We start from the raw sequence: 22,653 nt of genomic DNA on the forward strand, positions 1-22,653 counted from the left end.
CTCGGCTACTGCATTCCGTCAGTGCAATCGGATTCGGCTGCTCGGGCAGTCGAGGGTATTGTTTGCTCACTTGACACCGGGCCCGCTAATGGGTGTCGACGATCGAGGCGCTGGTGTCCAACGTCCGTAGTTGGCCGGCTAGCGTCCGACGATCGAGCGCGACGATCGCATCCAGGTGCGCGCCTCATGCAAAAGGCATAACTCGACCCGTAGCGGACATTGCTGGGCGTCCATCCTGGCCGACGACAACGATCCAGGATCGACCTGCAACAGCGGCTCTCGGCCTGCGGCGATCAATGAAAAGTCAGCCGCGGCGAGCCGCTTCAATCGCAGCGATGTCGATCTTTCTCATCTGCATCATTGCGTCGAAGGCGCGCGTGGCCGCCACGCGGTCAGGATCGGCAATGGCGGCGGTAAGGGCGCGTGGTGTGATCTGCCACGACAGGCCCCACTTGTCCTTGCACCAGCCGCATGCGCTTTCTTGCCCGCCGTTCTTGACGATCGCATTCCACAAACGGTCAGTTTCGGCTTGGTCGTCGGTCGCAACCTGGAACGAGAAGGCCTCGTTGTGCTTAAACGCCGGACCGCCGTTCAATCCGAGGCAAGGGACACCAATCACGGTGAACTCGACCGTCAAAATATCGCCCTGTTTGCCGTCGGGATAGTCCCCAGGCGCGCGAAGGATCGTGCCCACTGCGCTGTCCGGGAACGTCTCGGCATAAAACCGCGCGGCCTCCTCGGCCGTACCGTCGTACTAAAGACAGATCGTGTTCTTGCTCACCATCCTCGTTCTCCAATAAATAGCGACCACGCTCGTACATGATCAAGGGCACGTACCGCGCGAATGAGTTCTCCTGTTGTCGAGGATTTTCTACGGGTGCAACGCTATCTACTGCAGCTGTTCGATCATCTCGATCCCTGAACGACAGCTTTCATTGGCAGCGAAGGACGAGGTCCGACACTTATGGAAAGCTTTCCATAAGTGTCGAAAAGGGATTCAAGGACCCCTTGCGTGCTGATCCTCCGTGGCCCCGATTATTGGCCGGCCGAGAGCCCGATGATAGTCTCGAAGCCGCCCCAGAACATGCGCTTGCCGTCGAAGGGCATCTTCGAGGGGTCCATCGACTCCTTGAGTTGCGGATCCTCCATGACCGCCTTACTGATGCGATCGCGCTCCTCTTTATTCCGATACACGACCCACGCCAATGCGATCACCTCGTCATCCTTGAGCTGCACGGCCTGTGGAAACGAGGTGATCTTACCGGGCTGAGCGTCGTCGCTGATCGAGTCGGAGTAGTAAAGAGCACCGTGGCGCAGGTGGGCATTGCCCCATTCTGCGGACATGCGCTTGTAGATGTCGAGGTTGGCACGGGGAACGGGAATGACGATGGCGTCGATGTAGTGCGACATGGGACCTCCGCTGGGGTAAATGCAAAGAATTAGACCAATCGCGCTCGGCGTCGTTCTGGTTTGCCCCACGGCGTCGGGTCACCGGCCCACTGTGCCGCAGAGCGGGTTCGGTATGCATATGGCCGGTTTTGGCCGATTGGGTGAGGTCGCCAACGGCCGCTTAGTGGCACTCCAGTTTGCGAAATTTGGATTTGGCCGACTGACCGGTTTGGAGAAAGTTGTCTGACCGGAGTGGGTCGAGATGGAATGGACACCGCCCTCCCTCCGGGGAGGAGGGCGTGAGTTCGCTGATGCAGGACGCTGCCGTCGGGTTTCTCGATGCCCGCCACGGTCAGCAATTCGCCACATCCGGCTGCGGTCGCGATTTGAGGTCTGCTTCTTGCTGCTCATTCTGCAAGGTCGGGAATCGCCCGGTTTCGAGGCGAACAGGGAGATAGGGTCATGAGGGCCGGGTCAGGGCGGCAAACATCATCTGCGCCACGCGCGGTCTACTACGCCCTGACTTCGAATGTCGCTGTAGCCGCATGCAAATTCGCCGTCGCGTTCTATACCAACTCGGGGTCCGCACTCGCCGAAGCCGTCCACTCCAGTGCGGACTGCCTGAACCAGCTTGCCCTGCTCGTCGGCCATCGCGCGGCGCGCGCCCAGCCCGACGAGCAACATCCACTCGGGTTCGGTCGCGAGACCTATGTCTATGCAATGCTGGTGGCGATGCAGCTTTTCATCTTCGGCGGTGTTGCGTCGATCGTGATAGGCGGTTTTCGAGCAATCCATCACTCTCAGCTTGAGAGCCCTCTGCTCGCGATTGGCGTATTGTGCGTGTCCGGCGTGATCGAGGCAGTCGCTCTCAGAGCCTCCATTCGCACGATCGAGCCCCGGCATCGCGCCAGGGGGTTGTTGAGCTGGTTCAGGGAAAGCGGTCGGCCTTCCGTGATGCTCGCGGTCAGCGAGGATGCCGCCGCGGTAACGGGAGTGCTCGTCTCCCTGATCGCAATCGGCGCTACCGTTCTCACCGGCAATCCGCTTTACGATGCGCTCGGCAGCGTCGGCGTCGGCATTGTGCTGATGGCCACGGCCCTGTTCTCGATGCGCGAGATCAAATCGCTCCTCGTCGGTGAATCGGCGCACCAGCGCGTACGCAATGAAATGCGCGCGTGGCTGAGCGAGCGCAACGAAGTTCGCCGCATCGTCAGTCTGATCGCATTGAAATGGTCGGAGGACCTGGTGATTGCGATTCAGGCTGAACTCGAACCACACGACAGTGCAAGCGATATGGTGCGCACGATCGACCGAATCGAGAACGACCTGAAGGCGCGTTTTCCAGCCGCACGATGGATATTCTTCGAGCCCGAACTGCGAGAACATGGCCGCGCCCCGCTCTAGCAATGATGCGAAGCGCCGGGCGACACGTGGCGCGCCGCTTGCTTCGTTCACAGACGCAGGCGAGATTCGGGGTGGTTTTCCCCAAATGGGGGCCGCGATGGACGATCGAGCTTCGGAGTCGTGTGATCTGCAAGATCGCGAACAGGCAATGAGACTGAGCTGGGAAGAGTCGGCATCCCGCTTGCGGCACCGAGCGGGATACGGCCGAGGTGACAATGAATAGCGTGCAGTGCGAGTACGACGATTGCATGGTGCTGATCCGCGCACTGCGCAACTGGATTGACCGCTACTGCCCCGCCGACTGCGCGCGGGTCAAGGCCGAGATCAGGCAGCTCATCGACATGGTGGAACGGGCCGGACCGCGCGACGCGATGTTTCACGGTCGTCTCGATGCGGCCCGCTCGCTGATCGTGCTCGGGCGACTGTCGGACGCGCTGGACTGTGTCGATACGCTACTGCGGGTCGTGCAACAAACTGAGCGCAGCCCAACGCGTCGGCCGATTACCGCTCGCGGCTGGCGCCCGTAGAACACGCTAAGGCTTGACGAATCTCAGCGTCATGCGATCCGATTCACCGATTGCGGCGTAGCGCGAGCGGTCGACGTCACCGCCCGCGTAGCCCGGCGGCAGCGACCATACGCCATGCGGATAATCCTTCGTGTCTCGCGCGTTCGCGTTGATTTCGCTGCGTTGCGCGAGCACGAAACCGGCCGCCTGTGCCCGGTCAATCACGAAAGCTTCAGTCACATATCCGGTATCGATCATCTGCTGTACCGTCGAGCCGGGCCGGGCGCGATGTTCTTCCACGCCAAGCTCGCCCCCGTGCTTCAGCGCGTCATGGAACGCACGCAGATTGGCATCGAGCTGCCCATCCTTGATCCAGTTGTGAATGTTGCGAAAAGTGAGCACGCGATCGAATCGCTCGTGTGCATCGAAGCCGAAAAACTGGCCCGCGTGCAATGTGCCGACCACGACGTTTCCGTAGATTGCGGGGGCGCCCGCGAGCTTACGCAAATATTCTGCATCGATTGACCGGTCTTCCGCGGCCAGGTCCGCAGACGTGCTCAGATATTGCGCTTCGTACAGGTGACCCGCGTCGTGCAGATAGGGCGCCAGAATGTCCGTGTACCACCCGCCGCCCGGCGCGATCTCCAGCACGGTTTGCGTCGGACTCAGATCGAAGAAGCGCAACGTCTGCGCCGGATGACGATAGACGTCGCGCGCCCGGGCGGTCTGACTGCGTTGTGGATTGGCGACCGCCTGGTCGAGCGCCTTCGCATCGGAAGCTTGCGAAGGCGTGACATGACCGGTCGGCTGTGAGGAGGAAACGCATCCGGCCATGATCGTCGCGATCACCGTCATCGCGAAACGGACGGCACGACGCTTCGAATATTCCGCCAGGGTCGAGCGCACGAGAATCGGCTTCATAGGCACCACGCGAAGTTGACATGGCACACACGATACCCGCTCCTTCGAAGTTCGTGTTTGCCGCACTGCTGGCCGGTGCATCGATGTTCGCGCAGGCCGTCGCGCGGGGAAGGACCGCAGTCCTCCAGCCCGCGTGTCAGACGACCGTGACGAGCGACGCTCTGAACGCATCGCGTACGGCCCGGAAATTCCTTATTTCATGCTCGGCCGCGTCGGCCTGCTCGTTCAATATCTCGTTCGGGTCATCGCCGCGATTGCGCAGGTTCTCCAGAAACTGGAAAACGGGACCCTCGGCCAGTCGCGCCCGCTGCTCGTATTTCTCGTCTTGCCCCAGATATCGCTGGATCGCCTCATGGAGGCCGACGTCGATCGAACTCATACCGCCTCACGCAATGACTTAGACCGGAAAACCTACCGGGATCAGATAGACGACGGTCTGGCCGTGAGGCAGGCCGAGCTTGCGCGCCGCCGGCGCTCCGTCGACGGCGCCCACGGTCACCGCGACGAGCCCAAGCGTAACGACCTGGAGCAGCATGTTCTGGGTCGCGTGCGCGACCTCGAGATCGGCATACAGATTCGCTCTCCCGCCATACCTCGCGGTCAGCCGACTGGGGTCGGCGGCCACCACGAGCAAGGCCGGGGCCGCCTCGACGGACGCCTGGTTGACCGCCAGTGCTCTCAGCTCGGGGCGCAGGTCGTGGGTCGCCCGCGTCTCGACCCGGTGGCCATCAGGCAGATAGTGCATCACCTCTGTGGGGGCGACCACGTAAAGTTCGAGCGCGTACAAAGCGCCAGCCGCCGGAGCCGCGCGCTTGCCGTCCGAGCTGGTGATGCCCTGCCCAGCCCACAGCAGTTGGCCAATGGCCTCGACCGGCAGCGGTTTTGGCGCGAATCTGCGCACGGACCTGCGCTTCTCGATGGCTTCTTCCAGGGACATCGTGCCTTTGAGGTTGGGTTTGGGCAGATCGATCTGACCGGTGAATTTCGCCTGGCTTGCCTGCGCCAGGCCGGTAGAACCCTCGGCGAGCGCGCCTGCGGCCAGCGCAACCAACAGTTCACGGCGTTTCATCGGCACCTCCATCAGCAAAAAAGCAGGCGGGCAGGCAGAGCCTGCAGCAATCTCAGTGCTGCACGTTTGCGGCCTCGTCGAGCGCGAGCGCCGCGTCGGTACCTTGCCTGGGGTGCAGCCAGATGTCGCCGAATTTGGCGCCTTCCGCGTAGTCGGGAAAGATGGAGACGATCTTTGCGCCCTTGTAGCGCACCTCCGTCATGAAATGCGCATCCGGCGTGCGGGTCTGCGGCACGTTCGACCCCCACATCATGATGAACGTGGAGTTGTACCAGTCCGCATAGATCTTCCATGAGCAGGATCCCGTGCAATTCACACCATGACCATCCGAGAACTGGGGACGGGGGGCCGTGAAGTAACGTAACCTGTCCAGAAAGTGGCTCATGCGCGTTCTGCCTCTATCAGATCAGGCCGGTGCAAGCTCAAAGCGATGCCCGGCACGGAAGCACCTAAACGCCAACTGGCATAGTGACAGGTACGGTGTCCGCCTCAATCGGACTTTGGTCTTACAATCGCCGCCCGCGGGTGGTGTAGGGTTGTCACGCGCAACCGACAGGAGAGCAATCATGTGCCGCTGGCTCGCTTATACCGGCAATCCGCTTCAGCTCGAAACCGTGCTGTTCAACGCCCGGCATTCGCTGATCGATCAGAGCATGCATTCCCGGCTCGGCGCCACCACCACCAATGGCGACGGTTTCGGGATCGGCTGGTATGGACATCCCACTGACATTCCGTTTCGCTACCGCTGCATCCAGCCCGCGTGGAGCGACCGCAATCTACGCGAGGCCGCGCGGGCAATCCACTCGCCGCTGTTCGTCGCGCACGTGCGCGCGGCGACCGACACGCCGTCGCAGGAAACCAACTGTCATCCGTTCCGTCACGGCCGCTGGCTGTTCGCGCACAACGGCCTGGTGCGCAACTATCCGGCGGTGCGCCGCGACCTGATGGTGAAGATCGACCCCGATCTGTTCCCGTCCATCGAAGGCTCGACCGATTCCGAGGTGCTGTTTTTTCTCGCGCTGACCTTCGGGCTGGAGCTCGCGCCCGTCACCGCGCTCGAACGGATGGTCGGCTTCGTCGAAGCCACCGGCCGCCGGCATGGCGTGGATGAACCGCTGAACATGACCGTGTGCGCGACCGACGGCGAGCAGATCATCGCGGTCCGCTATTCGAGCGAAGGACAGTCGCGCTCGCTGTTTCACAGCACGTCGTTCCGTCATCTGCGCGAGTTGTATCCCGACGACGAGCGCATCAAGACCGCCGGCGAGAATGCGTTCCTCGTGTTGTCCGAGCCACTCGCGGACTTGCCGGGCTTTTGGGAGGAAATTCCCGAGAGCACGGCGGTGGTCGCGCGCGGCGGCGAGATTGGGCAGTATGCGTTCAAGCCGCGCCTGGACTGAGCAGCGCCAAGCCAATCGTGCTCGAAGACTTGCCTTACGCGATCGACGAGATCCAGTTGCGGACGAAGCCTCTTGCGCACCATGAGTGACGGTGTCCGCCGGCACGGCCCAAAGTTCGTTACTCCGTTCAGAAACCCGCATTTCCACGCACTTTCAGCGGAGGCGCCTTGCGCATCTTCGCCGGTGCGCTCGTCGAGCGCATCCAAGATGTGCAGCCGATTCCTATGCCCGCCTCCCGAAGCCGCGCGACGCTGGCACGAACGCCCGGGCCCGCGACTTGCTAAACGTTGCCGCGAGGTGACACATATATGAACGACGAAAAATTGATCGAGCCGGAATCCGCCGTACGCGATTCGGTGGAGCGATCCTGGATCAGACGCCTGGGCCCTGGCCTGATCACGGGCGCCGCGGACGACGATCCGTCAGGAATTGGCACCTATTCGCAGGCCGGCGCGCAGTTCGGATTCAACCTTCTTTGGGTGATCCTGATCACGTATCCATTGATGACCGCAATACAGCTGGTGAGCGCGCAGATTGGCCGGGTAACCGGCAAGGGCCTCGCATCCAACATACGCGCGCATTATCCGGCGTGGCTGCTGTACGGCGGGGTCGCCCTGCTCGTCATGGCAAACGTGATCAACATCGCCGCCGATCTGTCGGCGATGGGCGCCGCGGCCGGATTGCTGCTGCCTGGTCCGCAGCACCTTTATGTCGTCGGCCTCGGGACGCTCTGCGTCGTTCTGCAGATTTTTGTCCCCTACGACAGTTATGCGCGCATTCTGAAGTGGACCGCCCTCTCGCTTCTCGCGTACGTCGCGGTCGCATTCATCGTTCCGATCCCTTGGGGTGAAGTCGCGCGCGCCGTTGTGTTGCCGCGCATCTCGCTGACGTCGGACTATCTGACCATGGTCGTCGCGGTGCTGGGCACGACGATCAGTCCGTACCTGTTCTTCTGGCAGGCGTCGCAGGAAGTCGAAGAAATGCGCTCGGCGCCGGAACAGGCGCCGTTGCGCCGCGTACCGCACCAGGCGCCCGCGCAGTTGCGAAGGATCCGTTTCGATACGTGGGTTGGCATGGGGGTGTCCAACTTCATTGCATTCTTCATCATGTTGACGGCGGCGGCTACGCTGCATCTGCATCACATCGACGTGAAAACCTCGGCCGATGCCGCGCGGGCGCTCGAGCCGTTTGCCGGGCGCTTCGCTTACGTCCTGTTTGCGCTCGGCATCATCGGAACCGGCCTGCTCGCGCTGCCGGTCCTCGCCGGCTCGGCCGCCTACGCCGCCGCGGGCAGCTTTCGCTGGCGCAGCAGTCTCGCGTTGCATCTGACACTCGCGCGTGAATTCTATGCGGTGATCGCACTGGCCATCCTGGGCGGTGTGGCCATCACCTTCATGCATTTCGACCCGATCCGCGCGCTGTATTGGAGCGCGGTGATCAATGGCGTTACCGCGGTGCCGATCATGGTCATCATGATGCTGATGGCGCGAAGCCGGCGGGTCATGGGACAGTTCGCCGTCACGGGCGTGCTGGCCTGGGGAGGGTGGCTCGCAACGCTCGCGATGGCGCTGGCGGCTGTGGGCGTGTTCGTGCCGTCGTAACAGACGCGTGCCACCGTGAACCCGGCTTTCGCACGGAACAGCGGTGCGCCGCAATTCGGGCCGCACGGGTTGCGCAACGGCAAGCGAATCTGAACTTCCCCGTTTCAGGTTCGTCTGAACGGTGCATCCGGCCGGCGACGGCGCCGTCACATGCTGACGGTTTGCCGACAACAGCGTGGCCGCTCCCGTTCGACGATCAAGGAGGATTGCAAATGCCGAAAAAGCGTTCAGACGAATCGTCAGCCGCACGCGGCAACCGCAGCGACAGGATTCTCGCCGCGCCCGTTTTCTCGCAGCCACAACCCACGCCGGACCCGCAGACTTTCGTGGTCAGGCACGCATCCGATGCCGCAGCCTACAAGGTCATCGACGAACTGAACCGCGAGCACAAGCTGAAGGCGCTGCCGTTTCCGCCACCGCGCGGCGGCACCGAGCCCCGGCTGACGTTTGCGGAGGTGGTGGACAACAACCAGAAGCTCCTCGATACGATCAGCGCGAACGGACAGATCGTCTTTCACGCCACCGGCGATTGCGGCAGTACGAAAGGTCCGATCACCCAGAATGAAGTTTCGGACAAGATGGTCAGCGACTTCGACGAAGCCGATCCCGCCGAGGTGCCGCAATTCAACTTCCTGCTGGGCGACATCGTCTACAGCTTTGGCGAAGCGCAGTACTACTACGATCAGTTCTACGAGCCGTACCGCAACTATCATGCGCCGATTCTCGCCGCTGCCGGCAATCACGACGGAATGGTTTCGCCGTTGCAGCATGAGAAGAGCCTGCAGGCCTTTCTGAGGAACTTCTGCTCAGACTGCTTCCAGGTCTCTCCCGATGCGGGCAATCTTTCCCGGACGGCGCAAATTCAGCCAGGCGTTTTCTTCACGTTCGAGGCGCCGTTCGTGCGCATCATTGCGTTGTACAGCAATACGCTCGAGGACCCAGGCGTGATCGCGGACCGTCACATCGGCAACAGCCAGCTGAAGTTTCTGAAAGCGGCGTTATTGCGGGTGAAGAAAGAGAACTATCGAGGCGCCCTGCTTTTCGCGCATCACCATCCGCCCTATGTGGCGCGCGGCCGTCATGGCTGGAGTGTCGAGATGCAAAAGCAGATCGATACAGTTTGCAATGAGGTCGGTATCTGGCCGCATGCCGACCTCGCGGGACACGCGCACAACTATCAGCGCTTTACGCGAACCCGCTCCGATGACACCCACATCCCTTACATCGTTTGCGGGAACGGCGGTCACGCCGTGCAGCGACTCACCACCAACGGACAGCCGCCCCTTCGCGCGCCGCAACTGATCCAGGCTGCGTCGAAAGACACGGATGCCGTGGTCCTTGAAAGCTACGACGACCGCAACTTCGGCTATTTGCGGCTCGTCGCCAACGCGAGGCAACTGCGTATCGAATACCATCCCGCCGTTGACGGACCCAACACGAAAACCCCCGACGATCAGGTGACCATCGATCTGGCCACCCGGCAGGTCGCTCACTACGTGGCTCGCGACTCGGGAGTACCCGCTCTTGCGGAGCGCATTCGTCAGTTCGCGCAGGTCAAGCCCCATCAGGGCTGATGGGTGCGCAACCGCCCCGAACTCATGCGAACCACGGTTCCCGCTCGTTTCCCCGCATTAAAGTTTTGTGAATTGCTACCGTAATAATAAAAGTGAGGCGGCTCGCAGCGTTCGAGCCGTCGCTCAACCCGGTAGTCGGAGAACAGCGTGAGATTCAAAGCGGCTGCGCGTCCTAAAAAAAGCAACCCGATCGAGACCCCGGTCGATAGCGTTGCACACGCCAATGGCCGGTCAGCTCGCAACCAGCAGTTTCTTTCCTATTTCCTGTCGCGGTATGGTCAACGCAGGACCATACCGCTGACGAGTTTCTGCATTGCCGTCGTTGCCGGCGTTGGCATCGGCGCTCTTGTGCATCAAGCAGTCAGCGAAGCGGCGGCTACGCTGCGTATCTCATTGTCGATGGTATCGGGCGTCGCCGGACTCGCGATCGTTCGTCGCAAACTCGGCCTGGATTACGCGCGGCAAAGCGCGGCCACCGCACTGGCGAGCGGGCTTCTGCACGCGAATCGCGACTGCCTGAAGGTGCTCGCTACCGACGGAAAAATGCTGCGGGTGTCAGAGCATGGCGCGATGTTGATGGAAGCGGAGTCACCGGAGCAACTGTCCGGCGCGGACTGGCTCGCTTTCTGGACCGGCGAGGACCGCATGGCCGCCGAGAAGGCTTTGGCGGGCGCCGTTTCCGGCAAGAGCACATCGTTCACTGGAAGCTGCGCGACGACGAGGGGGCGTACCAGATGGTGGAACTCCACGCTCACGCCAGTGACGGGCGACGACGGTGCGGTGAGCGCGCTGCTTTGTGCTTCAGAGGACGTCACCCAGCAATCCGAGCTGTTGAAGACACTGCGCGAACGCGATGAATTGATGCATGAGATGGAGTTGCATGTCCGGCTCGTGTTCTATTCGTATAGCTCGCATTTTGAACACTGTCATCATGTCAGCGCAGGTGTCGAAAGCGTGTTCGGCATTACGCCTCAAGAGCTTGGCAACAGGCCTTCCGCGTGGCTCGATCTCGTCGTGCCGGACGATCTGGAGCCATTGCTCGCCGAGATGAACCGCGTCGCGTCCGAGGTGGCGGAAGGTCGCGTCGAATACCGCATCCGCCGTCCGGATGGTTGCCTGCGCTGGATCAGAAGCACGGCCTATCCCGTGTGCGACGGCTCCGCGAACGTGGTGCGCATCATCGGTGTCAGCGAGGACATCACGCTGGAACAGGAACGCCTCGCGGCGCTCGACCATCTGGCCTACACCGATGGCCTGACAGGTTTGGCTAACCGGGGCGCGCTGATCCGCCAGATGAAGACGCTTTGCAGGCAGAACGTCGCCTTCGGTCTGATGTTCGTCGATCTCGACCGATTCAAGGTCCCGAACGATACGCTGGGCCATACGGCCGCTGACCGTCTGTTGCAGGACATCGCCAAAGTCATTCAGGGAGCGCTGCCGCCGGATGCCTGTGTAGCGCGCCTCGGCGGAGACGAGTTCGCGGTGATCGTCAGGGGCGAGAGCGACAAGGCCACGTTGGCGAGCCTGGCGCAGTCTCTGCTGAACCTGTTTTCAAGCGACGTTCGAAAAGACCACGCCGCGCCATTCGTCACGGCGTCGATCGGCATATCGATCTTTCCCGAGCACGGCCGCGATCACGAGGCGCTGCTGACGAGCGCGGATATCGCGATGTATGCGGCGAAAAAAGGCGGTCGCAACGGCTTCCGGTTCGCCGACGAAGCATCCAGCGATGTGCTCGGCGATTTCGAACTGGAGTGCAATCTGCCCACGGCGCTGGCGTCGAACCAATTCGTGCTGCATTTCCAGGGTATTCATGAGCCAGCCTCTCTGGCGGTGAAAGGCGTCGAAGCACTGGTTCGATGGAATCATCCAGCACGAGGCCTGGTGGGTCCGGGCAGATTCATTCCGATCCTCGAAGAAAGCGGGTTCATCATCGAAGTCGGGGCATGGGTCGTGGACGCGGCCCTCGCTCAACTGGCCGTCTGGCAGGCCGCCGGAAGGAAAGATCTGTCCATGTCGGTGAACGTGTCCGCGCGTCAACTCAGAGATGACTCGCTTGTCGCGATAGTCGATCAGGCGCTGCGAAAACATCGGGTGCCGCCGCACTGCTTCCAGATCGAACTGACCGAAAGCGCGTTGATGGAAAACCCCTCACTCGCGCAGACAACGCTGATGGCGCTCAAGCGCCTTGGCGTGCGCATCGCCATCGACGACTTTGGAACGGCGTACTCGAGCCTGCGTTATCTGGCCGATTTTTCGCCGGACATCGTCAAGATCGACCGCTCGTTTACGGCCCGGCTGGGCCGCGACGCGGCGGCCGCCTCGATCGTTCGAGGCATCATTCAGATGTCGCACGAACTCGGCATCAAAGTGACGGCCGAAGGTGTCGAAACGAATCAACAGTTGCATGCGCTGCGCGAAGCAGGCTGCGACTACGTGCAAGGGTTCTTTTTGACGAAGCCGATGAATGCGGAGAATCTGGTTCAGTGCGAAGGCTTCGTGCCTTTGTCCGCAGCGGGAGCAACCAGCTACTGCTCCAACTGACGAACAGCTCCCCGACGACCGCGCGCAATCCGCGATTGGCGGCCTCGACCTACATACGATGACGGAGGCCTCTCCGTCGGCGCTATGGGCTAACTGGATGACTCGACATCGCGCCGGAATCGACCGCGTTGCGCGGGGTCGGTGATGCAGTCCTCGACCCGCTGGACGAATTCGTCGAAATTCGCTGCGTGCCGCGCCTCGCGACTGGCGATCATCTTCGCGATCGGGCCCAGATAGACGGCCAGTTTTACGGCGACGGCATCGATGCTGGCCTGATCGATCGCACTGTCTGCTGACGTGCCCGCGGCGCTCGCGGGCGATACAGCCGATACCTTTGCGGCAGACGTCGCGACGCGTGAGCCCGGCGATGACGAGGTCACCATCGACATATCGGGCAAGCCAGCCGTCAGCCGCGCGAAGGCCTGCTCGAATTCGAGCCGCGCCGTGTCCGGCAACGCCGCCGCCAGCTGCGCGCCGAGCGTCGGCAGGTCGTTCGCCTGGGTGGCCGCGCGTCGCACCAGAAGGCTCGCGAGCGGGCCCATCTGGGTCGCGAGTTGGCGTTCGATGCGCGCGAGCATCTCAGGCGGCCAACTCGGCGCAGGCGGCCAACTCGGCGGCGCCGAAGGCACGGGCATAGGTGCGGGGCCGACGCCCGTCGCATGCGCTGGCAAGGAAGCGGACGCGGACCAATACGCGGAAGGCGTCACGATAGTCCGGTCATCGTCGGCCGCCGCCAGTGAGACAGCCAATGACCTCAAGCTCGCGAGCCATTGCGCGGCCGAACCGAAGCGGTCGTCCGGCCGCCTCGCGAGTGCTTTCGCGACCATCGCGTCGAGCGCCGGCGGCAACGCGGAGACGATTTCCGATGGCCGGGCCGGCGCATCTTTGATGATCTTCTGCCTGATCGTGGCCGGCGAGCCGACGAACGGCTGGCGGCCGGTCAGCATGCGGTACAGCACGACGCCGGCCGAGAACAGGTCCGCGCGGGCATCGACCGATTCGCCCTCGAACTGCTCGGGCGACATGTAGCTCGGCGTGCCGATCATCCACCCGGACGAGGTGGCGGATGAGCCGATGCGCGCGACGCCAAAATCGGCGACCTTCAGAAGCCCCGCCGCCGTGACGAGCAGATTCGCGGGCTTGATATCGCGGTGCACGACGCCGGCCTCATGCGCATACGCGAGCGCGGCGAGCAGTTGCGCGAGCCAGTGGAAAGCGTCCGACAGCGGCAACGCGTGGCCCGGCACCAGCAATGTATCGAGGCCATGCCCGGCGACGTACTCCATCACGATATAAGCCGTATCGCCGTCTTCGCCGAAATCGTGGACAGTGACGATGTTCGGATGCGCGAGCCGACCGGCCGCGCGTGCCTCGTTGCGAAAACGCAGCAGCATGTCGCCACTCGTGTCCTCGCCGGCGAGCAGTTCACGACGCACGGTTTTCAGCGCCACCGGTCTTTCGAGGTGCGGGTCGAAGGCGAGATAGACGACGCCCATGGCGCCCGTCCCCAGCACGCGGTCGATGCGGTACTTGCCAATGCGCGTAGGCGTTGCTTCGTTGCTCATTCGGGTTCCGGTCGAGGGGCGCCTGGCCGATCACGCCAGCTTACGCTCCCAGCATCCGCAGCGCTTCGACGAGACTCGTTTTCATGCGGTTGAACGAGACCGCGAGCGAGGCGATTTCGTCGCCGCCGCGCGTCGAAAACGATGCGGTGTCGAGCTTGCCGAGGCTGACTTCGTCGGCCGCGCGCGACAAAGCCTTGAGCCGCTTCGTCACGAGGAAATGCACCATCAGGTTCAGCGCGATCAGCACGCATCCGAACACCGCGGCGAACGACAGCATGAACGTGCGCCAGACGCTGTGCGCCTGTCCCAGCGGCAGCGACATCGGCACGGATACGACCTGCGCGCCGATCGTCTCATGCAGGGGCCAGTTGAAGCCGTTCGCCGGCCCGTATTTGTCGATCATCGTGCGCGGCGCCGCGCTGGGCGTGCTGTGGCATTCGAGGCACGCGGCCGAGTCGATGCGGGTGGGCCGCGCGATGTACAGGCTGGGGCCCGACGGCGTCGCGCGTTCGCCAATCAGTTCGGGCAATTCGGGGTGGTCATGCAGGCGCCGGATCACATCGGTCTCCCAGTCCGTGGCGCGGTCGCGCGGGTTGGTCGGATCGAGCATCGCGCTCTTGTACGAGAAGCCCGGAAACTTCTTCTGGATCGCGAGCAGGCTCTCGACGGCGGAATACGCGGGAATCGACTGCGGGACGAACGCGTATTTGATCTGCGTGGCAAGCAGCGGCGTCACCTGATCGGACGTGTAGTTCTGCGCTGCGGTAGCGGCTTCGATCATCAGGCTCGCGTCGCGCACGGTTGTCTGCACCGCGTTTTCCTGCAACACCCGGTCGGCCACGAAACCCGTCGCGGCGAATCCCGCGGCGAATACAACGAGGAAGGCGAGATTGAATTTCAGAGTCAACGACAGGTTCATGGACGCTCCACGCGAATGGTTGCAAGGGAGTCAACGCCTGGTGGTGCATGGTATGTCAATGCGCGTCGTCGGCGTCGTCCGGCGTGGGTTTGTCCCGGTACAACGATCCGGCGCCGGATTCCGGACGCGCCAGCGGCGGCGCTTGCGCGGGCCTTTTGTGTGGCTCGCTCGCCGGGCGTGGCGGCGGCGGATGCAAAATCGGCCGCCATTCCGGCAGAACGTCCAGATGGGTGTCGACCTGCGCGCGGAAGGCCGCTGTCTTCAGGCGCGGCACAAAGCGTTTGACGAAGGTGGCACGCTCGCTGACGCTGCTCGTGAGCCAGTCGGAGACGTCGGCGTAATCGACGGCGCGCAGTGGCGCGGCAAGTTCGTGCCTGCTCGCGAGCCGTCCCGCCACCCCGACCAGCGGGTCCCGAAAGCCCGGCGGCATCGCGCCGATGAACTCCGCGGATGGCCGCGCTTGCGCGCGCAGGGGCCCGTCGGCATGTCGCTCGAGGTACTGGCCCGCGTGCAGGATTTGCCTGGGCACCTGGGCAGGGGCGCGAACGACGACGATCTCGTCATCCCCAGACTCCGCGAAGATTGCGGCGCGCTCGCCGGTGGTCGTCGCGACGACCGACCACGGACCATTGCCTGAAGGTTTGATGTCGAGGCCGTGAAGCTCGATCGACAGCGGCGGTTGCGCGCCTGCGCTCACGTTGCAGCCAACCTTGAGCCAGCCGCTCAGCATCGTGATTCGCAGCGGTCCCACCACTGCGTTTTGCGGCGCCGACGGCGTTTTGAGCAGTATTTGCGTTTGCGGCCCGAGAGCGATCAGCGTCCCCGCACTGTCTTCGAGTTGCGCGGATTTGCCGGCGTCGGTTTCGATGATGTCGTCGTCGCGCAGCCTGGCGCCTTCGCCCGTCCGATACAGCGAGGCGCCGCGAATCACCGACACCGGACTCTCGGCGAACGAGACGACGACGTCCGCGTGGGCGAGCGGCACCGCCGACGCAAACAGCGCCAGCGCGCCGCCCGCGCGTGCGCGCAGGAAGGCTGACGCCAGCATGACGAGGAAACGGCGAGCGGATGGCATCATCGGGGTCCGTTACGTCGGTGTCTGCGGTACTGTTTATCGTAGATGGTCCGATTCGTCGAGGGGTTCACCGACGAAGGCCGACACACGGCGTATTTCCCGCTTGCCTCAATTCCCAAACGTCGCCAGCTTGAACGTGCACGCAGTCGCCCCCGGCATCAGAAGCCCCTGCTCCACGCCAACGGGCACCTGACTATTGCCCGGCCCGTACAGCCAGTAGGTGAAGTAAAGCGCTCCCGCATGGCTGACCGCCAGTCGTTCCAACGCCTGGAACGGCCCCGAATTGATCTTGCCCAGCTGAGGCACGAGGTTGATATCGGTCGAGCCGCCGAGCGTGTGCGGAATGGCGTGCCCCCGGTGATAGGTCCCGCCGTTGGCGAGCGGATGTCCGCGCATCCGTGTCGCGATTTCCTTGCGCGGCACCGTACTCTTTCCCTGACTGATTCCCCACGCTGCAATGAGGCGCTCGGTCGTCATATCGAACAGATATGAAAACTGGCCCACGCAAGTTTCGAGCAATTCGCACGATGCCACGCGCCGAACATAATCGTCAGCCCACAGGGCGACCAGCAGCGGGGCCACCTCGTCGCTAAACGCAGCGGTCGCATGCGCGTGCGACAGGCGCGGCAAAATGCGGTTGAGTTCTGCGTAATCCGTCATGCGTCACCTCGACAGCGTGTGTCGCGCGGTTCGCGCGACTCGCTTCGTCCTTGCTATCCGCCCGCTCTCGCGACCGCCTCCTGCAAGCGCCGCCGCACCTTGCCGACATCGACGCCGCCAGGTCCCGGCGTGTCGATGATCGGCATATAACGCGCGGGCGTATGCAGCAAATAGGCCTGCATCTCATCGATCACGATCCGGTCGCTCGGGTCGTAGCCGAGATTCTCCAGTTGCCGGGTCAACTCCGCGCGCTCCTCGAAGCTCAATACCTGCCACCAGAACGCGCGGCACGCATGTGCGTATGCGCCGTCCGAAAAGTACTGCCAATGGCCCAATTCGTGACTGAGGATCGCGGCCCTGACGGTGGCGTCGATCGTCTCGCCGCCTCGCGCGCGACCCAGCCCGGGAATGGTGATCAGAAAATCGTGTGCGTTCGCCGCTTTCCAGATTCCCTGCTCCTGGCGAATCAAACGCCATCGCAAGAGAATCGTCTGCAACATCTGCTCGCCCTGGTTCAGCACCACGCCCTGCTCGCGCGCGAGTTCGAAAAAATGCGTCAACTCCTCCGTGCTGAAGTTGTTGCCCGCCGTCAGCCCGGCGGGGTCGGTGCCAAAGCGCCGCGCGTGAGCCGCGATGGCCGCCGCCGACACCACGCGGTCGCGCGGCATATCGCGGCGTTCGAGCAATGCCACCACGCGCGTGAACATCGCGCCCTGTTGCTCCAGGCTGGCCGCCTGCATCACATGGAGGCCGGGTTGGTCCGTCACGGTGAACAGTTGCAGGCGCGCGTCGGGGGCCAACGCGGCGGCGAGCCGGGCAAGCGGCAAGCGCACCGCTCCGGTGTCGTCGTCGACGGCCGCGGGTCTGTCGGCGGCGTTGTTCGAGTCCTGCGGACCCGCGGCGAGCGCGATCGTGGCGACGCACGCGAACAGCAGCGCCGCGCCCGTCGCCACGTCGCAATACACGCGATAACGTGTCATCGGCGGCAACCTCGAAAGCGCCTAATCCGTGACCGTGACGATCGTCACCCGACGGTTCTCGGGCGCCGTCGGATTGCGCTTGTTCAACGGATCGGAGGAACCTTTGCCGAGCGACGATAGCCGCTCCGCCGCGATGCCGTCTTTCCGCGTCAGATATTCGACCACCGCGGCCGCACGGTCTTCGGAGAGCTTCATGTTGGCATCGGGCGACCCGCGAGGATCGGCATGCCCTTCGACGCGAAACCGGTACGCCGCGAGTTTCTCCGACTGCAATGCACCGGCGACCTTGTCGAGCGCGGCCTTCGCGCTGTCGGTGAGCGTGGCCGAATTGGTGGCGAACGTGATCAGGATTTGCGCGGCGGGTTTTCTAGCGGGCGCGGGGCGCGGCGCGGCGGACGGCGGCTTGTTCGACAGCACGAAGCCGCGCGTCACGACGTTCTCGCCCGACTCGCTCGACTGGTCGGGCTCGAGCGCGCGCGTCACCGACTGCTCGTTGATGTCCTGCTCGTTCAGGACCGGTTCGGCGGCGCGCGAGGCCGTGCACAGCAATGCGAGCAAGCACAGCGTGGCGGACAGAACGCCGCCCGCAATGCGTCGTGCGGAAGACGGAGGGGTCAGGCGAGACATACGGCGATCTCCGCAGAATGGAGTTGCGGTGAGGCCGCCAGCGCCCCTTTACGGACCGTCGGCGAACACCGGCGGGAACCGGCGTATGACAGCCTCATCCTTTAAAGACGAATGATGGGAAGTCAATTTGAAACGCTTACCCTTGCCCGCGGCGGCGACGTCAGTGATGCCGTTGCTGTGCGCCCGGGTTCACAATTACGTCGATCACCGAATCCCACTCTTGCGTGCCGACGTCGAGCAGACTCGCAAACTGCAAGCCGGTCGTCGTGCCCACGGAAACCCTCGCCGAAGCCGGCACGGCGGGTGATCCGTCGCTCCACCAGACCGCGTGTCCCATTGCGACGGTCTGTTCGAGCAAGGCGGCGAATCCGCCGTCGGCTGCATCAGGGATGGCGAGCCGCCACGGCGTCGATGCGCGATCCCCGTTGAACAGGCTCTCGGCTCGCAACGCCGCGTCGAAAGCATCGAGGGCGAATTCCTGCGTCAGTGTCGACAATGCGAGCGCCACCAGGCGGTCATACCATCCTTGCGCATCGGCCAGTCGCCGTGCGAGTTCGGCGCCGTCGATCGCCTCGGCGATCGTGAACGGAAAATAGCGCCCCACACGGTCCACGCCCGGCGTCAGAACGCCCGCCCACGCGCTCGGGCCATACAGACCCGCGCCCAGCGCGAAACACCACACCGGGGCATTCAGATACAGTTCCAGCCACTGCGCGCCAAAGCGCTGCCGCGAGAGCAACATGCCTTCCTGCAAGCGCTCGTCCCAACGCGTGGCGAACTCGACTGGCAAGCGCCGTCCCACGAAGTCGCCATGCGTGCGCACCTTGCCGAAGAAGCCGGGCCCGGATGTCCGCTCCTGCGCAAGCTCGCCGCTCATAGCCGATCCGGACAGCGAAACTGTTCGAGCATGGCACGGCGAAACGGATTCACGATGCTGCTGGCTGCCAGTTCGAACTCCGCGCGCCGGCCATCCGAGTCGAAGCTCAGGCGAAAGCGGTCGGGTTGCGCGGTGGGTTGCAGACGCGCATCGTCCATCAGATGCAGCAGTGCCCAAGGTCCGTCGGCGCGCGCCGCCGGTGCGCTGCCCGCCGGCGTGAACTCGACGTGCGCCTGGCCGGTGCCCTTGCCGCTCGGCCACTGGAACACCATCGATTGCGGCGCGTCGGGTTTGACGACCATTTGCTGCCCATCGATGTCGAGCGTGAACTGGGTAATCGATGGATCGATGGTGAGCGGCTTCACCGTGAAGCGCACCGACACGTCTCGGCCGCCGGCCCGGAAGAACGCGTCGCGGATCTGCGCGGCGCGCTGGAACTGGCCGAGCACGTCGACCGGGATGCCGAGCGTATCGACGCCGCTGCGCCATTTCCACTGCGGTCCCGACATGTCGACCATCGTTGCCAGATTCTTCTGGAAGAAATCGTCGATCAGGCCGCCTGGGCTCAGCAGCCTGCCGAAATCGTCGGGCGCGACGTCGCGCGTCGAGCCGCGCACGAGCGGATAGCGACCGTCGAGCGCCTGCCGGCACAGCTGCGCCACGTTCGCCTGCCACAACGCATTCAGGCGCGCCCGCTCGCCGCCCACCATCAGCGACCCCGCCCCGCTCGCGACGCTGGTGGCCACTGTCGCGAGCGGCGGCGGCGACCCCTGGGCCACCAGCTTGAGCTTGTTCAACGCATCGCCGGGCGGCGGCGGCAAGCCCTGACGGCGCGCCGAGTCCGCGGCTTCCAGATAGGTCGCGGCGTCCTTCAGCGCGGCGAGTTGCGCGTCCAGCGGAGCCGGGCCCGGTGCGCCGGGTTTGCCGGCCAGTTCGTGCAGCGCCTGGAAATGCGCGTCGACCGGATTGAGTTCGGCCGGCGCGGGCGGTGCCGCGTCTTCCGGCTGGTTGCCGAGCGCGCTCTCGAGGCGCTTTTTCGCCGCATCGAGCTTGTTGGTCAACGCGGCAACGCCCTGCTCCGTCAGCGAACCGCCCGTTTTGGTGCTGCCCAGCGTGGTTTCCTGCGCCGCGGCCAGCATCAGCGAGCGCAGCGGCGAGTCGGGAGCCGCGAGCACATTCGCCACGCGTGCCCCCTGCTGCACGCCGTCGAACGGCACCACGTCGATATCGTTGAGCAACGCGTCCCACTGGCGGATGTACTCGTCGTAGTAAAGCCGGGTGATGCCCGCCTTCAGATCCTCGATACCGTTCAGCGTCAATACCGATTCCTGACGGCCGAGCACCCAATCGTCCTTCGCGATATCGATCACCGCCGCGTCGCGCAACTGGCCGAACTTCTGATAGCCGGCCCGCGTGTACGCGCCTGTAACACCGCGCGTCAACGGCGCGCCGCTCTTGCGCACGAGCACCAGCGCGGCATTGCGCCCGGCCGCGTCGGCGACGCTGAACTCCGGCAGTCTGCTCTGTTCGAGATCGCGTTTGACGCGGTTGAACAGACGCTGCGTCAGCGGCATTTTGGCGAGCGTCGCGCGCGCCTGCGCGATCAGATCCTTGTCGAGCGGCAGCGACGCATCGAAGCGCGCCGGCTGGAACAGCGCGGCGAGATGGCCGTCGAGATCGTTGCGTTGATCGTCGCTGGCATCGCGCAACGGCCCGCGGCGCCAATCGATATCGGCCCACAAGCGCACCGAGTCGGCGTCGAAGTGCAGCGAATCGCCCAGCATCAGATATGCGCGCAAGACTTCATACTGGAAGTCGGGATTGTTCGCGTCACCGCGGCGCAATTCTTCTTCCATGCGGCTCACGACCAGAGGCAACAGGGTCTGCCGCAACAGCCGCCGATAACTGGTCTGCGCTTCGAGGCCGAGCTTGTCGCCTTGATAAAGGCCGAGGCGCGACAGCCACGGCACGCTCCTGTCGCGGTCCGCGTAACCGCCGGGAAGGTCGCGCGCGGCATTGAGCAGCGGCAGCAGCGCAAGCGGGTTGTCGCCCGGCTGGGTGGTCTGCGCGAGCTTCTGCAACTCGGCAACGTGCTGTCGAACATCGGCGACGTAAGCGCGATTGCGTTGATAGCTGACGAAGAACAGAACCAGCGCCAGCACCGTGACGATGCCGATCGCCGCCAGCGCGGCGCGCTGAAACCAGGCGCGGCGCCGCTCCAGCTTCTGGTTCACGCCCGCGAGTCCGGCTTCCTCGAAGATCACGCCGCGCAGCAGCCGCGTGATGAAGTAAGCGCGCCCGCTCGCCGGGTCGGGCAACACGACCTGTTGCTGGAAGCCGAGCGCCGAGGCCACCGCACTCATCACGCGATCGATCGGCCGGCCTTCCTGGGTGCCGCTCGTGAAATACACGCCGCGCAGCAACGCGGACTCCTCGAAGCGCGAGGTACTGAAGGTTTCGTCGAGAAAGCTTTTCAGTGCGGCTTGCAGCCCCGCGAACTGCTGCGGAAATCCATAGACGAGCGCACGCCGGCGCACATCGGTCTCGCGCTGCATACGGTTCAGCACGCGGGCTTGCAGCTGCTTTTCCAGCGCGTCGAATTCGGCGGGAAATGCGGCCAGTGCGTCGTCCGGTGAGCCTCGCTCGGTGAACGGGAACGTCATGCCCCAGACCTGTTCGCGCTCGTCGCGGCCGAGGTCGTCGAAGAATTCCGCGAAACCCGCGAGCAGATCGCATTTGGTCACGATCACGTAGACCGGAAAACGCATGCCGAGCTTGCCGTACAGTTCCCTGAGACGCTCGCGCACGGCTTGCGCCTGCTGCGCGCGTTGCGTGTCGGACAGTTGCAGCAGGTCGCGCGTCGACAAGGCCACGATGACGCCATTCAGCGGCCGGCGCGGCCGATACTTGCGCAGCAGTTGCAGGAAGCCGGCCCACGCGGCCTGATCGGCTTCGGCGAAACTATCCTGGGTGGTGAAGCGGCCCGCGGTATCGAGCAGCACCGCATCGTCGGTGAACCACCAGTCGCAATTGCGCGTGCCGCCCACGCCGCCGATCGACTGCTTGCCGAGCCGCTCGGCGAGGGGAAACTTGAGCCCGGAGTTCAACAGCGCGGTGGTTTTGCCCGTGCCGGGCGCGCCGACGAACATGTACCACGGCAACTGGTACACGTACTGACTACCGAAGCGCCCCTTGACCCGCGCCTTGCGCAAGGTCGCCATGGCGGCTTCGAAACGCTGCTTCAACGCGGCGACGTCGGCCTCGGATTCTTTCTTGCCGGGCGCGGGTTCGGCCGGTCCCTCTGCGACCACGCGAGTGAACTTGATGTTGGCGAGACGCACCGCGATCCAGCGCACGCTCCAGTACACCGCCCACATCAGCAGCAACACGATGATCACGGCCCAGCGGCTGCTGTTGCTTTCGAGCGGCTCATGACCCGCGTACGCGACGAGCGGCCCCTCGACCCACACGATCAGCGACAGCGCGAGCACGCCGAGCAACGACAGCACGATGGCTCGTCTGAGCCAGCCAAAGATTTTCAT

18 protein-coding genes and 2 pseudogenes are annotated in these 22,653 nt (G+C 63.8%); 6 read left to right on the plus strand and 14 right to left on the minus strand.

Going from position 1 to position 22,653, the window contains the following annotated elements; all coding sequences use genetic code 11:
• Positions 1–304: 304 nt before the first annotated feature.
• A pseudogene (locus tag HDG39_RS28770) lies at positions 305–784 on the minus strand (VOC family protein).
• Positions 785–1,035: 251 nt separating this feature from the next.
• Entirely contained in the window at positions 1,036–1,410 is a 375-nt protein-coding gene (locus tag HDG39_RS28775; protein ID WP_184010821.1) for a DUF1428 domain-containing protein, read from the minus strand.
• A gap of 441 nt (positions 1,411–1,851) precedes the next feature.
• On the opposite strand from HDG39_RS28775, the gene HDG39_RS28780 reads away from it, so the two are divergent.
• Together HDG39_RS28780 and HDG39_RS28785 are read left to right on the plus strand one after the other, a co-directional pair.
• The gene (locus HDG39_RS28780) at positions 1,852–2,793 is read left to right on the plus strand and encodes a cation diffusion facilitator family transporter (RefSeq protein ID WP_184010823.1); all 942 of its coding nucleotides are present in this window, start codon (positions 1,852–1,854) and stop codon (positions 2,791–2,793) included.
• 248 nt (positions 2,794–3,041) lie between these two features.
• Positions 3,042–3,320 carry a hypothetical protein gene (locus HDG39_RS28785; RefSeq protein ID WP_239499198.1) on the plus strand — a complete coding sequence of 93 codons (279 nt, stop codon included), beginning with the start codon at positions 3,042–3,044 and terminating at the stop codon, positions 3,318–3,320.
• Positions 3,321–3,326: 6 nt separating this feature from the next.
• Here the strand turns inward: HDG39_RS28785 and HDG39_RS28790 are convergent, their stop codons facing one another.
• The 4 genes and pseudogenes from HDG39_RS28790 to HDG39_RS28805 form a co-directional block, all read right to left on the minus strand.
• On the minus strand, positions 3,327–4,220 hold the full coding sequence (locus HDG39_RS28790; protein WP_221305898.1) for a class I SAM-dependent methyltransferase: 894 nt from the start codon (positions 4,218–4,220) through the stop codon (positions 3,327–3,329).
• A gap of 136 nt (positions 4,221–4,356) precedes the next feature.
• Entirely contained in the window at positions 4,357–4,599 is a 243-nt protein-coding gene (locus HDG39_RS28795) for a hypothetical protein (RefSeq protein ID WP_184010825.1), read from the minus strand.
• Between the two features lie 18 nt (positions 4,600–4,617).
• Positions 4,618–5,289, minus strand: a complete 672-nt coding sequence (locus HDG39_RS28800; RefSeq protein ID WP_184010827.1) for a SagB/ThcOx family dehydrogenase — start codon at positions 5,287–5,289, stop codon at positions 4,618–4,620.
• A gap of 79 nt (positions 5,290–5,368) precedes the next feature.
• Positions 5,369–5,674, minus strand: a pseudogene (locus HDG39_RS28805) (molybdopterin-dependent oxidoreductase); the annotation flags it as partial.
• A gap of 181 nt (positions 5,675–5,855) precedes the next feature.
• Between HDG39_RS28805 and HDG39_RS28810 the strand changes: the two are divergent.
• The 4 genes from HDG39_RS28810 to HDG39_RS28825 all read left to right on the plus strand — a co-directional run bounded on the left by HDG39_RS28810 (position 5,856) and on the right by HDG39_RS28825 (position 12,408).
• Positions 5,856–6,689: a class II glutamine amidotransferase gene (locus HDG39_RS28810; protein ID WP_018422973.1), complete on the plus strand. Its 834-nt coding sequence runs from the start codon at positions 5,856–5,858 to the stop codon at positions 6,687–6,689.
• Positions 6,690–6,997: 308 nt separating this feature from the next.
• On the plus strand, positions 6,998–8,290 hold the full coding sequence (locus HDG39_RS28815; protein ID WP_184010831.1) for an NRAMP family divalent metal transporter: 1,293 nt from the start codon (positions 6,998–7,000) through the stop codon (positions 8,288–8,290).
• 212 nt (positions 8,291–8,502) lie between these two features.
• Positions 8,503–9,864, plus strand: coding sequence for a metallophosphoesterase family protein (locus tag HDG39_RS28820; RefSeq protein ID WP_184010833.1), 1,362 nt, complete (start codon positions 8,503–8,505; stop codon positions 9,862–9,864).
• A gap of 189 nt (positions 9,865–10,053) precedes the next feature.
• Positions 10,054–12,408, plus strand: a complete 2,355-nt coding sequence (locus tag HDG39_RS28825; RefSeq protein WP_409259216.1) for a sensor domain-containing protein — start codon at positions 10,054–10,056, stop codon at positions 12,406–12,408.
• 89 nt (positions 12,409–12,497) lie between these two features.
• Here the strand turns inward: HDG39_RS28825 and HDG39_RS28830 are convergent, their stop codons facing one another.
• From HDG39_RS28830 to tssM, 8 genes are all read right to left on the minus strand, one after another.
• Positions 12,498–13,973: a serine/threonine-protein kinase gene (locus HDG39_RS28830; protein WP_184010837.1), complete on the minus strand. Its 1,476-nt coding sequence runs from the start codon at positions 13,971–13,973 to the stop codon at positions 12,498–12,500.
• 40 nt (positions 13,974–14,013) lie between these two features.
• Positions 14,014–14,892: a c-type heme family protein gene (locus HDG39_RS28835; RefSeq protein WP_184010839.1), complete on the minus strand. Its 879-nt coding sequence runs from the start codon at positions 14,890–14,892 to the stop codon at positions 14,014–14,016.
• A gap of 55 nt (positions 14,893–14,947) precedes the next feature.
• A complete protein-coding gene (locus HDG39_RS28840; RefSeq protein WP_184010841.1) occupies positions 14,948–15,970 on the minus strand; it encodes a FecR family protein in 1,023 nt (340 codons plus the stop codon).
• A 105-nt stretch (positions 15,971–16,075) separates the two neighbouring features.
• The gene (locus HDG39_RS28845) at positions 16,076–16,627 is read right to left on the minus strand and encodes a DNA/RNA non-specific endonuclease (RefSeq protein WP_184010843.1); all 552 of its coding nucleotides are present in this window, start codon (positions 16,625–16,627) and stop codon (positions 16,076–16,078) included.
• A gap of 53 nt (positions 16,628–16,680) precedes the next feature.
• Positions 16,681–17,607 carry a hypothetical protein gene (locus HDG39_RS28850; RefSeq protein WP_184010845.1) on the minus strand — a complete coding sequence of 309 codons (927 nt, stop codon included), beginning with the start codon at positions 17,605–17,607 and terminating at the stop codon, positions 16,681–16,683.
• Positions 17,608–17,628: 21 nt separating this feature from the next.
• Positions 17,629–18,234: an OmpA family protein gene (locus HDG39_RS28855; protein WP_184010847.1), complete on the minus strand. Its 606-nt coding sequence runs from the start codon at positions 18,232–18,234 to the stop codon at positions 17,629–17,631.
• 160 nt (positions 18,235–18,394) lie between these two features.
• Positions 18,395–19,111, minus strand: a complete 717-nt coding sequence (tagF, locus tag HDG39_RS28860; protein WP_184010849.1) for a type VI secretion system-associated protein TagF — start codon at positions 19,109–19,111, stop codon at positions 18,395–18,397.
• The gene (gene tssM / locus HDG39_RS28865; RefSeq protein WP_184010851.1) at positions 19,108–22,653 is read right to left on the minus strand and encodes a type VI secretion system membrane subunit TssM; all 3,546 of its coding nucleotides are present in this window, start codon (positions 22,651–22,653) and stop codon (positions 19,108–19,110) included. The genes tagF and tssM overlap by 4 nt, the downstream gene beginning before the upstream one ends.

The sequence above is a fragment of the Paraburkholderia lebeckiae genome (assembly GCF_014201005.1).
Classification (GTDB): domain Bacteria; phylum Pseudomonadota; class Gammaproteobacteria; order Burkholderiales; family Burkholderiaceae; genus Paraburkholderia; species Paraburkholderia tuberum.